The organism is Mucilaginibacter glaciei (assembly GCF_014773245.1).
GTDB lineage: Bacteria > Bacteroidota > Bacteroidia > Sphingobacteriales > Sphingobacteriaceae > Mucilaginibacter > Mucilaginibacter glaciei.
This window is the reverse complement of the sequence record NZ_JACWMX010000007.1, coordinates 106,803-119,730: the sequence shown is the minus strand read 5'-3', so window position 1 is coordinate 119,730 and position 12,928 is coordinate 106,803. Positions and strand designations below refer to the sequence as shown.

The 12,928-nt window shown below is 42.8% G+C and carries 13 protein-coding genes; 10 read left to right on the top strand and 3 right to left on the bottom strand.

What is annotated here, in order from left to right:
* Positions 1–18 precede the first annotated feature (18 nt).
* From IDJ76_RS16810 to IDJ76_RS16775, 8 genes are all read left to right on the top strand, one after another.
* Positions 19–1,377 carry a DEAD/DEAH box helicase gene (locus IDJ76_RS16810; protein WP_191164690.1) on the top strand — a complete coding sequence of 453 codons (1,359 nt, stop codon included), beginning with the start codon at positions 19–21 and terminating at the stop codon, positions 1,375–1,377.
* Positions 1,343–1,654, top strand: a complete 312-nt coding sequence (locus IDJ76_RS16805) for a hypothetical protein (RefSeq protein ID WP_191164688.1) — start codon at positions 1,343–1,345, stop codon at positions 1,652–1,654. Before IDJ76_RS16810 ends, IDJ76_RS16805 begins: the two co-directional genes overlap by 35 nt.
* A gap of 12 nt (positions 1,655–1,666) precedes the next feature.
* Entirely contained in the window at positions 1,667–1,996 is a 330-nt protein-coding gene (gldC, locus tag IDJ76_RS16800; RefSeq protein WP_191164686.1) for a gliding motility protein GldC, read from the top strand.
* A 7-nt stretch (positions 1,997–2,003) separates the two neighbouring features.
* A complete protein-coding gene (locus tag IDJ76_RS16795; RefSeq protein ID WP_191164683.1) occupies positions 2,004–2,411 on the top strand; it encodes a hypothetical protein in 408 nt (135 codons plus the stop codon).
* A 103-nt stretch (positions 2,412–2,514) separates the two neighbouring features.
* Complete coding sequence (locus IDJ76_RS16790) at positions 2,515–5,949, top strand: response regulator (RefSeq protein WP_191164681.1); 3,435 nt, start codon at positions 2,515–2,517, stop codon at positions 5,947–5,949.
* 1 nt (position 5,950) lies between these two features.
* The gene (locus IDJ76_RS16785; protein WP_191164679.1) at positions 5,951–6,787 is read left to right on the top strand and encodes a CheR family methyltransferase; all 837 of its coding nucleotides are present in this window, start codon (positions 5,951–5,953) and stop codon (positions 6,785–6,787) included.
* Positions 6,777–7,373, top strand: coding sequence for a chemotaxis protein CheB (locus tag IDJ76_RS16780; protein ID WP_191164677.1), 597 nt, complete (start codon positions 6,777–6,779; stop codon positions 7,371–7,373). Before IDJ76_RS16785 ends, IDJ76_RS16780 begins: the two co-directional genes overlap by 11 nt.
* A gap of 29 nt (positions 7,374–7,402) precedes the next feature.
* Positions 7,403–9,349 (top strand): hybrid sensor histidine kinase/response regulator, encoded by a 1,947-nt coding sequence (locus IDJ76_RS16775; RefSeq protein WP_191164675.1) that lies wholly within the window; start codon positions 7,403–7,405, stop codon positions 9,347–9,349.
* On the opposite strand, the gene IDJ76_RS20865 is transcribed toward IDJ76_RS16775, so the two are convergent.
* The 3 genes from IDJ76_RS20865 to IDJ76_RS16765 are packed head-to-tail and all read right to left on the bottom strand — an operon-like array spanning position 9,333 to position 10,637.
* Positions 9,333–9,683 (bottom strand): methylated-DNA--[protein]-cysteine S-methyltransferase, encoded by a 351-nt coding sequence (locus IDJ76_RS20865; protein ID WP_394367931.1) that lies wholly within the window; start codon positions 9,681–9,683, stop codon positions 9,333–9,335. The genes IDJ76_RS16775 and IDJ76_RS20865 overlap by 17 nt on opposite strands.
* 3 nt (positions 9,684–9,686) lie before the next feature.
* Positions 9,687–9,821 (bottom strand): hypothetical protein, encoded by a 135-nt coding sequence (locus IDJ76_RS21045; protein WP_262892232.1) that lies wholly within the window; start codon positions 9,819–9,821, stop codon positions 9,687–9,689.
* 6 nt (positions 9,822–9,827) lie between these two features.
* Positions 9,828–10,637, bottom strand: a complete 810-nt coding sequence (locus tag IDJ76_RS16765; protein ID WP_191164673.1) for an SDR family NAD(P)-dependent oxidoreductase — start codon at positions 10,635–10,637, stop codon at positions 9,828–9,830.
* 160 nt (positions 10,638–10,797) lie between these two features.
* On the opposite strand from IDJ76_RS16765, the gene IDJ76_RS16760 reads away from it, so the two are divergent.
* Both IDJ76_RS16760 and IDJ76_RS16755 read left to right on the top strand, forming a co-directional pair.
* Positions 10,798–11,481, top strand: a complete 684-nt coding sequence (locus tag IDJ76_RS16760) for a heme exporter protein CcmB (protein WP_191164671.1) — start codon at positions 10,798–10,800, stop codon at positions 11,479–11,481.
* An 88-nt stretch (positions 11,482–11,569) separates the two neighbouring features.
* A complete protein-coding gene (locus IDJ76_RS16755; protein WP_191164669.1) occupies positions 11,570–12,742 on the top strand; it encodes a carboxypeptidase-like regulatory domain-containing protein in 1,173 nt (390 codons plus the stop codon).
* Positions 12,743–12,928 lie beyond the last annotated feature (186 nt).

Genomic DNA, 12,928 nt, shown 5'->3' with positions numbered 1-12,928 from the left:
AACCTTATCTTTGCGGCTATGGCTGTAACTTTTGAAGATTTTAATTTTAACCGGCAGATCCTGAACGCCATTGCTGATGCCGGTTATACCGAAGCTACGCCGATACAACAAAAAGCCATTCCGCCGATAATGAACGGGCAGGATGTGATGGGCATTGCACAAACTGGCACTGGAAAAACTGCCGCCTATGTCTTGCCTATTTTAATGAAGCTGAAATATGCGCAGGGTAGCAGTCCGCGGGCGTTAATCGTATCGCCAACGCGCGAACTGTCCATGCAGATAGAGGAGAATATTCGTGCATTTGCTGCCAATACCGATTTAAGGGTGGTGGTACTTTTTGGTGGCTTAGGCCCTAAAACCCAGATAGAGAACATCAACAAAGGTGTTGATATCATAGTGGCTACCCCCGGCCGTTTCCTTGATATTTACATAGCAGGGCACATCGTTACCAAAACTTTACAGGTGTTGGTATTGGATGAGGCTGATAAGATGATGGATATGGGTTTTATGCCGCAGATAAACCGCATTTTAGAGGTAGTACCTGTTAAACGTCAAAACCTGCTGTTCTCGGCTACTATGTCTGACAAGATCCAGGAGCTATCGCATAACTTCCTGGAATTCCCTACCGTTATTGAGGTTACCCCGCAGGCTACCACTGCCGAAACCGTGAGCCAGCAGCTATACCATGTGCCTAATGTAAAAACAAAGATCAACCTGCTTAAAACGCTTTTAGATAAAGAAGGCGACATTAAAAAGCTGATGATCTTTTGTAAGACCCGCGTAGCTGCCGAAGATGTTTTCAAATTTCTTACCCGTAAGTTTGGCGAAAAGGAAGTAAAGGTGCTGCACGCCAACAAGGGGCAAAATACCCGTATCAATTCTATCAACTCGTTCAAAAACGACGAGGTGAAGATACTGGTAGCTACCGATGTAGCCTCGCGCGGGATTGATGTGAGTGATGTAAGCCATGTAATTAACTTTGATGTGCCCGTGGTAATCGAAGATTATGTACACCGTATTGGCCGTACCGGCAGGGCGTATAACTCGGGGGTGGCCATTACCTTTGCTGTACCTTCTGAAGAGTATTACGTTAACAAGATACAGAAACTTATCCGCCAAACCATCCCGGTTTATAACATCCCTGATACTGTTTTTATAGAAGAGACCGGATATGATGAGCGCCAGGAGCAGGCTAAAGAAATAGATTTGCAAAAGCGGAAAGAAGACCCCGACTTTAAAGGGGCGTTCCACGAGAAGAAATCACTTGCGCAGATCAAAAAATTCGAGGCTAATAAAGCCCGTAAAAATCCTAATCACCCAACCAACAAGAAACCCGTAAAACATGGCGGACAGAAACGATCTGGCAGAAAGCGTTGATCAACCCACAAGAAAATTCAGGATTAGTCCTTTAAATTTTGCCAGTGCGGGCTTTTTTATCCTGGCAGGCTACATATTTTTAAACGGAGCCAAAATTACCGGCAGCCCTTATGAGCATTGGAGCGGCACCATCAGCTTGATATTTGTGCTGTTTGGAGTAGTTGTGTCATTGCTGGATATAATTTTCCGTAATTTCTTTGCCGAAACTAAAAAACTATGGCTTATAGAGCTAAGCTTTATAACTTTGGTGGCAATTATATTTTTACTTGTTAAATAATTTTTCTTTTAGATGAAGACCGCTGAAATAAAGCTGACCGTACAACTCGACGATAATAACATCCCTGAAAACATATTGTGGGAATCTACCGATTCCAAAAACGATGAAGCCCTGCCAGTGCAGGCCTTTATGCTATCGTTATGGGATCAAAGCTATAAAAATACTTTGAAGATTGACCTTTGGACAAAGGATATGCCGGTTGATGAAATGAAACGTTTCTTTTATGAAACCCTGCAAACCATGGGCGATACCTTTTTACGCGCCACCGGCGAAACCAACATCGTTGAAGACCTGCGCGATTACTGCGCCCACTTTGCCGATAAAATGGATATCAAACAATAATTACCCAATGCGTCCCTCATCACTTTTAGCCACTACAGGCTTTTTTTTGCTGATAGCTGCAACGTTTTGCCCATTGCTGCGAGTGTTTCATATTGTTACCTGGAATGTTTACAAGCTTAACCAGCCTTACGGCATGCTGTTAATGCTGGTAGGGGTAATTGGCATTGTATGCACAGCATTAAACCAGGCTAAGGTTACGCGCATAGCTGCATGGTGCTCCCTTATTTTAGTAGCGTTGCTTTATATTGCCGCCGTACTTAAGGTAAAAACTACGTTTAGCTTTATTCCCTTTAAAGTATTGAATGGGTTTTTAACCCGGCAAATTAACTTTAAGTGGGGCTGGTTGGTGCTTTTTGCAGGTGCTATTATGGCAGTTTCCGGGTCGGTTTTGGCCAGAAGGAATAGTTTTAAATAAGCCTAATAAAAATCTATACTACTTATCTGTTTATTACGTACATGGGAGTACAGCAATAAGTTTTTTTAAACATATTTGTACTACATAAACCTTACCATTTTTTATGATTAAACTTTCTTTTCGTAATCAGGTGTTGGCAGGCTTCGGCGTGTCGATTGTCCTTGTTTTATTGGTTGGGATACTTTCTTACAAAAGCATCAACCAATTAGAAGACGATACCGTTTGGGTTGATCATACCCAAAAGGTAATAAAAACCACCAACAGTTTACTGCAATCGCTTATTGACGGCGAAACCGGGATGCGTGGCTATGGGGCCACTGCCAACAAGCAGTTTTTAGATCCATATAACGTTGCTATACCGCGTATAGGTGAAACTTTAACTGAGTTAGGTAATCTTATACAAGACAACCCCGAGCAGGTTAAGCGTATAGATTCGCTAAAGTTGTTAGTTGCCCGTCAAATGGCAATCCTTAAGTTAAACATAGACACCCGCGAGAAATTCGGGTTGGATTACATGGTGCAACGCCACATGTTTTTGGCGGGGAAGGGCAATATGGATAGTATCCGTGATATTAATAAACGGGTAATAGAAAATGAGAATAACCTGCTCGTTCAGCGTAAGATAAATTCAGAAAAAGCTTCAAGGGAAGCGATATTGGTGATTGTAATTGGTTCTTTAATATTCTTGGGGATCATCATTATCATGTTCTTTTATATCCAGGGAACCTTTAACCGCCAAAAGAAGATCGAAGAAGAGGTACGCGTGGCCAACCTTGAGCTGGAAAAGGTATTGGAAGAAAATCGCGCGAAAAACTGGTTGCTTACAGGTACAGGCGTGCTAAACGAAAAAATGCAGGGCCAGCAGAGCGAAAAAGAACTGGCCGAAAATATATTGGCAGAAATTAGCAAATATACCCAGGCCCTTACCGGTACGTTTTATTTGTACGATGAAAACCTTGATCGCCTCGATTTGCATGCTTCTTATGCCTTTAGTAACCCGGCTGCCTTAAAACAGCATATCAACTTATCTGAAGGGTGGATAGGCCAGGCCGCAAAAGACGAACGTGCGGCAGTGGTTAAGGGCAAACTGAACGATAAACTGGTTGTGGGCTCATCAATGTTAGAGAGCGACCTTTTAGAAACCTTTATCGTGCCTTTCTTTTTTGATAAAAAGTTAAAGGGGGTGGTTGAGATAGGTTATCTGAATGAAGTGCACCCCGCTGTAAAAGACTATATTTTATTGGTGGCAAATGATATTGGTATTGCGGTAAACACCGCACAGGCCCGTACCATTATGCACGACCTTTTTGAAGAAACCCAGCAGCAAGCCGAAGAACTGGAAGCGCAGCAGGAAGAAATGCGTGTGACTAATGAGGAACTGATGAACAAAACAGAAATGTTACAGGCATCAGAAGAGGAGTTACGAGTGCAGCAGGAAGAGTTACGTACCACTAATGCCGAACTGGAAGAGAAAGCCAGTTTGTTAGAAGAAAAGAACCAGGCGATTGAAGAGGCCCGCCAATCCATCACAGCCAAGGCAGATGAATTGGAAACTACCGGCAAGTATAAATCAGAGTTTTTGGCCAATATGAGCCACGAGCTGCGTACCCCGCTTAACAGCATATTGGTTCTGGCGCGCATCCTGAAAGATAACAAGCCTGCCAACTTATCAGAAGACCAGATCAAATATGCCAGCGTGATCTTTAATGCGGGTAACGACTTGTTAACGCTGATCAACGATATTCTCGACCTTTCTAAAATCGAATCCGGTAAGCTGGAAATGCAGAACGAGGTAGTGAAGATTTCTGACATCCTTGGAGATATGCAATCGTTATTTGCTGAGTTTGCGATTAACAAAAAGATCAATTACAAAACCAGTGCTATCGATGTACCTCAAACCATTTTTACCGACAAGGTAAGGGTGGAGCAGGTGATCAAGAACCTGTTATCAAACGCGTTTAAATTTACGCCCGAGCATGGTTCCATCACTATTACAGCATCGCCGGGCCACCGTGACAATACGGTTAGCTTTAAAATTAAAGATAGTGGTATTGGCATCCCTGCCGACAAGCAGAAGATCATCTTTGACGCCTTCCAGCAAGCCGATGGCTCCACCAGCAGGCAGTACGGTGGTACGGGTTTAGGGCTATCTATCAGCCGCGAATTGGCAGGCCTTCTTGGTGGTAGCATTTCTTTAAAAAGTGAACCGGGCGTCGGTAGTGAATTCACGCTTACGCTGCCTTTTGAAGCCGTTGAGGTAGCCGTGGCCGATGTACAAACTGTAGAAAGCTTTACGCCAACCACATCAAACTTTTTGGGTGGTATCAAAAAGCCAAGCACACCAGATCGCGATCCGTTAGTGGTGATTGTTGAGGATGATAAAAACTTTGCAAACATACTGGAAGATTACGCCCGTGACCATGGCTACACGTCTGTAATGGTTAATGAAGGTACCAACGCTGTGCAAATTATTAAAGAAAAGCAACCAGATGCCGTGATTTTAGATATTATGCTGCCGGACAAAGATGGCTGGCAGATATTAAAAGAGTTAAAGGAAGATAGCGAAACCGTACATATCCCTGTTCACTTAATGTCGGCCGGCGAGGCTGCGGCCAACCGTGTGCGTAAAGAGGGGGCTATCAGCTTCCTGAAAAAGCCGGTGAATACAGAAACGCTTGATAAGCTGTTTGGTGATATCATGGCCAATAGCGGTACAAAGTTTACCCAGATTTTATTAATAGAAGATCATAAGGCGCAAAGCCAGGCCCTTAAAGATCTGATGCAGAGCCAGGGGATAACGGTAGACCAGGCGTTTGATGGCGAGTCGGCATTTAATATGCTTTATCAAAACGAATATCAATGTGTGATACTCGATCTCAATTTGCCCGACATTTCGGGGTTAGACCTGCTGGATAAGATAAAAGAAGTAGATCGTTTCGCATCACTTCCGGTAATTATTAACACCGCAATGGAGCTTGATAAAACGTCTGTTAACCGGTTGATGACCTACGCAAACGCCATGGTTGTAAAAACAAGCAAATCGTCTGACAGGTTAATAGATGAGGTGAACCTATTCCTGAATAAGATCAGCGAAACAGGCATTCAGGCAACCGGTACAAGTAATACCGGCAAAACAAAGGCTATTACCAAAGGTAAAGATGCCATTAAAGGTAAAAAGGTGTTGATTGTTGATGATGATATGCGTAATATATTTGCCCTTAGCAGCGCTTTAGAAAGTTACGACCTGAATGTAGTTATTGCCAACGATGGGGAAGAGGCCATTACCCGGTTAGAAGAAATTGCCGATATTGATATTGTGCTGATGGATATTATGATGCCCAAAATGGATGGTTACGAGGCTACAAGGCATATTCGTAAGCAAAACAAATGGGCAAAACTGCCTGTTATTGCATTAACCGCAAAAGCCATGAAGGATGACCGCGAAAAATGTATAGCAGCAGGTGCTAACGATTATATAACCAAACCTGTTGATATGGACCGGCTGATAGCTTTGATGCAGATGTGGTTGGATAAATAATATGGATACTGCAAGTAGCAATTTTACTTTAACACAACCGCAAATTAGCGAGATAATAGATCTGGTAAAAAAAATTCATGGGTTTGATTTTAGTGAGTATACAAAGGCCTCATTAAAACGGCGCATGGACAGGATTGTAATGCTTAAAAAATTAAGCTTCTATGATCTTAAACATGTATTAGTAAACGACCCGGCTTTTTTCCAGGAATTTTTGGAAGAAATCACGGTAAACGTTACCGAGATGTTTCGTGATCCTACTTTTTACAAAGCCTTGCACAGCCAGGTTTTTCCATACTTGTCAACTTATCAGCATATCAAAGTTTGGTGCGCAGGGTGCTCCTCAGGCGAGGAAGCCTACTCATTAGCCATATTGCTCAACGAAAATAAACTGTCGAAAAAATCCTTCATTTATGGTACCGATGTTAATACCGAGGTTTTAAATGAAGCACGTAAAGGTATCTACAGCCTGCGCAAAATAAAAAGCTACGCCGAAAACTACTTATTTACCGGCCTGCCGGGTTCAATAACCGATCATTTTACCGTAATGTACGATGCCGCCGCCGTGCACAGTGAGCTAAAGCAAAACACTCTTTTCTCTGTACATAACCTGATATCTGATACCGTTTTTAACGAGTTTCAAATGATAACTTGCCGTAATGTTTTTATTTACTTTGAAACCGACCTGCAGGAGCGGATCCTCGACCTTTTTTACCGCAGCCTTTGCCCACTGGGCTATCTGTGCTTGGGTAACAAAGAAACCATCCGTTCAGACTCTTTCCGCAAAAAGTTTAAGGTGATCAACCAGAAAGAAAATATATACCAAAAAATTGGCGCTTAATATTGAACTCATCACGCGGTGGCAAAACTCAAAAATTTTGCTGATAGGTGGCTCCGCGGGGTCATTCAAACTGATTTTTCGGATGGTTAAATCGTTTCCTCACGATCTGAATAAAACGGTAGTGATAGTAATGCACCGTAAGAAGAACTTTTTTAGTGAGATAGAAAAACTATTCGCCGAAAATAGTCGTATGTTGCTGCGTGAAGTTAGCGACAAGGAAAAAATAGAAGGTAATGCAATTTATATTGCCCCCGCTAACTACCACACCCTAATAGAAAGTGACGGACTTTTTAGCCTTGACGTTTCTGAAGCTGTTTGGTATTCAAAGCCATCTATTGATGTAACCTTTGAAAGCGCTGCCGAAGTATACAAGCAAAGTTGCACGGCAATATTGTTTTCGGGGGCAAACCAGGATGGTGCGGAGGGTTTATTAAAATTAAGAAATTGCGGCGCATTGACTATAGCACAAAGCCCCGTTGACGCAGAAATGGCCGAGATGCCACAGTCGGCTATTGATAGAGAGGCTGCAGGATACGTTTTAAGTAATAATGAAATTTTTGAGTTGATACAAAGTAGTATATCCTGAATTGGCCCCATACCTTAGAGACAAATAAAATGACCCCAATAAATATCCTCATTGTTGATGACAGAGAGGAAAACATAATAGCGCTCGAAGCCCTTTTAAAGCGGCCAGATATCAGGTTGTTTACTACTACCTCACCTAATGACGCCCTCAAAATTGCCTGGGAAAATCAGATCTCTATAGCTTTGGTAGACGTTCAGATGCCCGAAATGGATGGCTTTGAATTGGTAGAGATGCTGAAATCAAACCCGCGCACAAAAGATATTATGGTAATTTTTGTTACCGCTATATCAAAAGAAAGTAAGTATGCGGTTAAGGGCCTTGGCGCAGGCGCTGTTGATTATTTATACAAACCGCTTGACCCTTATATTACCTCCGCAAAGGTCGATTCGTTTATTACGCTTGCACGCCAGCAGGCCGAGATCTTAGAAAAAAACGAAGAATTACAAGCCTACGCTATCGTGGTAAAAAACAGTGCTGATATAATCTGTTCTGTTGATGCAGGTAACCTGCGTATAACCACCATAAATCCGGCCGTTGAACAAATACTGGGTTACAAGCCTACCGAACTGATCGGCAAGAGCATAATTGACCTGGCTATCGATGCCGAACACGATACCTTGCGGAAAACGTTGGGCGGTATTATCAAAGATAATCTGTCGTTCGCCTCATTTGAATCGCAATTCAACACATTCGATAAGCGGAGCATATGGACAAATTGCCGGGCATCATACCGTAACCGGATGATCTTTTTAAATATCAGCGACAATTCGCCGCAAAAAAGCTACCAGCAGCAATTGATCAAATCAAAAGAGGCTGCCGAATATGGTAAAAAAGTAAAGGAAACCTTTTTGGCTAACATGAGCCATGAGCTGCGCACACCTGTTAACGGCATCATTGGGTTAACAAATATGCTGCGCAAAAGCGGTGTTACCGAACAGCAGGCCAATTTGCTGGAGATGATGGAAACTTCTTCGCGATCTTTATTAGGCGTGATTAACGACGTGCTCGATATCTCTAAAATAGAAGCGGGTAAATTTAATATCGTCCGCACGCCAAGCAACCTGCGCGAAATTGTGACAATGGTGCACGGTCTGCTTAAATTCAACGCCGATGAAAAGGACATTGATTTTACTTTACAGATAGACAAGGATGTGCCTGAGACCTTGATGGTAGATTCATTGCGGCTTAACCAGATTCTGATGAACCTTTTAAGCAACTCCATCAAATTTACATCGCATGGCTTTGTGAAATTGAAGGTTGCGGTTATACAGCAATTTGATCATAAAGCAAAGCTAAAGTTTAGTGTTGAAGATAGTGGTATAGGCATCCCGGCCGATAGATTATCAAAGATCTTTGAATCTTTTGAACAGGCCGAAGATGATACTGCCAGCAAATATGGCGGTACAGGATTGGGATTGGCCATTGTTAAAAAACTGGTTGAATTGAAAGGCGGCGAACTATCTGTTATCAGTGAAGAAGGCCAGGGTAGTGAATTTAGTTTTACAAACTGGTTTAACGTGGCCGATAGCCCCGATGTGAAATTAGAGCCTAAAAAAGGCAAGTTACTGGCGCCGTTTGTAAATATCCATGTGTTGGTGGCGGAGGATAACCTGATCAATCAGTTTATGCTTTCTAAGATGCTGAAAGACTGGAATGTTACCGTTGATGTGGCCGACAATGGTACCAGTGCCATAGAACGTTTGAAAGAGAATGATTACGACATGGTGTTGATGGATACCCACATGCCCGGCCTTAATGGTTACCAGGCGGCCAGGATAATCCGCATGGATTTTGACGAGCCTAAACGTAGCGTACCTATCATTTCCTTATCTGCAGCCGCTTATGAGCACGAGCATCAGGAAGCATTGTCTGCCGGAATGAATGATGTTTTGCCGAAACCATTTGAACCGCATGAACTGCACGCAAAAATGGTAAAATTGCTAAATGGCGGACGCCGGTTTAAAAAGGTAGTGTAGTTTGGCCTACTCCCGTCAAACGGGCCTCGTGATCCAATAACCATTTTTTGCGCCATAAGCCACCTGCGTAGCCGGTAAGGCTGCCGTTGCTGCCAATAACCCGGTGGCAGGGTACAATTACCCACAAGTTATTTTTTCCGTTGGCTGCCGCAATCGCGCGGATAGCCAGCGGATTTTTCATTTGATGTGATTGCCTGCTGTAAGTAATGGTGTTGCCATAGGGTATAGTCAACAACTCTTGCCATACCAATTGCTGGAAATCTGTACCTCTTTGTTTTAACGGCAGGTTAAATTCCTTGCGCTCACCTTCAAAGTATTCTTTCAGCTGTTTGATGGTTTATAAGAGTACGGGTACGTTGGTATCGGTCTCTTCCAAACCGTCCTCATCCCTTACTGAAACTGTACATAAATAGCCGTTGTCTGCAACCAGCAGGGCAGTACCTAAGGGTGTACGATAGTAAACCTGCTCCATATCAGGCTATTCAGTTTCGGCCTTTACCAACGATTTTAAGTAAACCTTGCTCATATTCCCGGTAAGGAAGCGTTTTGGCAAAAAGTTCATCATTACGCTGCCAACCCTGTTTAAAAAGCCCGGCACATAATTATACTTACGGCTTACAAAAGCATGGATGCCCTCTTTAGCAGCCTGGCTTACCGGCATTAGCCAACTCTTGAGCTCATTGAATTTATTACCGTCGGTCATTTCGGTAGCAATACCGCCCGGCGCAAACACGGTTATTGAAAAGTTAGGATTGGTTAATTCATAATGCAGCGCACTGCCAAAGGCCGTAATAAATGCCTTGGTAGCAGAGTATGCGGCCTGGTAAGGCACCGGGAAATAACCGGCCATACTTGATACCAGCATCAGGCTGCCTTCTTTACCGGGCTGTTCAAAATATGTCACCAGGCTGTTGGTCATGCGCACTACACCTATAACGTTGGTTTTAAGAATGCTTTCAAAACTGTCCCATGGTAGTTGGGTATGCCTGCCAAAATAGGTAACTCCCGCATTTAAAAGGGCACCCGATAAGTCACCGCCGGCAATACATTCGGCAATAACACGGTCGGCTTCTTCAGGGATGGATAGATCAGCAGTGATCACCTTTACCTTGATCCCGGCTGATGTTTCCAGTTCGGTTTTAAGCTGATCGAGTTTATCGGCGCGGCGTGCAGCGATAATGAGGTTGGCCTTAAAGTTATGCGCCAGCTGGCGGGCCATTTCCTGCCCAAGGCCAGATGATGCCCCCGTAACCAATACCCACTTACCGTTTAACTGCAATTGTTTCATGCTGCTAAGTTATATTTTTAGACCGGAAGTCGAAAAGTCGGGAAGTCCGAAAAGATAATAGGAAATACTGATCAGTCATAAGAAGAGGGTTTTTTAGTAATGTGAGTTTTTGGTTAACTTCTATCTTTCTGATTACCGGACTTTTGACTTTCTTTGCAAGATGAAACTCATGGGGCAAACCTTTGAATTGTTAAAGAAAGAAATAGTGCTGGAGTGGCGCTCCAAATACGCTTTTAACGGCATCCTGCTTTACATCGTATCTACAGTATTTGTATGCTACATTTCTTTTAACCTAAACCCGGGTTTCAAGGGTAGCCAGGGTTATCCCATCGTTTGGAACATCCTGTTCTGGATTATTATGCTTTTTGCATCGGTTAATGCAATTGCCAAGAGTTTTTTGCAGGAGAGTAAAAGCCGTTTACTCTACTATTATTGCATAGCACATCCGCAGGCAATCATACTTTCAAAAACCATTTACAACACTTTGCTGATGGGGCTTTTGAGCATATTGGCTTTTATTGTTTACTCGCTGTTTTTTACCAATTCGGTTAATGATCTGTTGTTTTACTTTGTTATCGTACTGTTGGGCAGTACCAGTTTCTCAACCGTATTTACGATGATATCGGCTATTGCATCAAAGGCGGGTAATAATGGCACGCTGATGGCGATTTTGAGCTTTCCGGTGATCATCCCGGTGATCTTGCTGCTGATAAAAGTGAGCAAAGCTGCAATGGATGGAATTGACAGGGGGCTAAGCTTGGGTAACATCGGCGTATTACTGGCCATCAATGTTATCGTTATCGCATCTTCATTAATACTGTTCCCATTTTTATGGCGCGATTAAATTGTGACACAAATTTTCATTTGCACTTCATAAATTTGTGTTTTATTAGCATTCTGTAAAATCCTCTAATTTGATAATGCGCCGCTGGTTGTCTATTCTAACTTGTTTGTTTTTGCCGGTCATCGTATTGGCGCAGGGTGGTACAATTACCGGAAAGATAATTAGTGCCGCATCTAAGGCTCCGGTGCCCAAAGCCAGCGTTTTTTTGAGCAATGCTACGTTCGGCACTGCCACCGATGACGAAGGTAACTTTAGCCTGCGTGGCGTAAAACCCGGCCAGTACGATCTGGTTGTAACTACCTTAGGTTTTGAAGAGTATTCTAAGAAAATACTGGTAGGTGCACAAGCTATCACCCTGAATATCGAGCTGACGCCAAAGATCATGATGATGAAAAGCGTTACCATCATCAGCAACGCCGATTGGAAAAAGAACTACGAGCAATTCAAAAAGGATTTTATCGGCACAACAGATAATGCTAAAGAGTGTAAGGTGATCAACCCGAGGGTATTGGATTTGATCTATTACCGTAAAAAACAGGAATTGCAGGCGTCTGCCGATGAGTTCCTGATCATGGAGAATTACGCGCTGGGCTACCGGGTAAAATACTTGCTTAACAATTTTAGCAGTAATAATATCTCGAGAATGATAGAGTATTCAGGTAAAATATTATTTGAAGAACTCCCCGGTAGCGAATCGCAAAAGAAAAAGTGGAAACAAAGGCGCGAGGATACCTATTATGGTTCTGCACAGCAATTTTACCGGTCATTGTACAAAAACACACTGACGGAAGATGGCTTTGTAATCTACAACTTTAGCAGAGTACTTAATCAAGATCGTTTCCCGGAAGAATTTATTCAGAAAAAGTTTAAACAGTTTAAGGATATTAACCGCGACTCGGCCGTGTTTTGGCAACGTCAAAACGATGTACCCAAATGGGCGCAGGAAAACCTGATGAAACCACCACTGGCTGCTAACCGCGTTTTACGCAGTACCGAGCAGGAAGGTTTGTATGTAGTTACCTTTCCATATTTGCTATACGTAATTTATACTAAAAAGAGAGAAGAAACTTATTTTAGGGATATATACAGGCCGCTGGATATGGAGAATTACGAAACCAGTGTGATCACTTTGCTGCAACAGCCCTATATACTTTTTGACAGGAATGGATCGGTTTTAGGCAACGCCCCGCTTTACGAAGGTACATGGTCAAAAGCCAAGCTGGCCAATATGCTTCCGGTTGATTATGAACCGGGAGATTAGGTTCCCGTACTAATCCTTATATCTCCCATTTTTGCCTCCTCTTTTGTCTTCCCTTCGTCATCAATCAAATAACTTTTAGCACTAAACCATTAAATTATTAGCCATCAGCGAGTTTAATAAGCAAAATAATAATACAACAAACACATAAATAAAACATTGGTAATTAAGGCCGAAAAGACACAAATC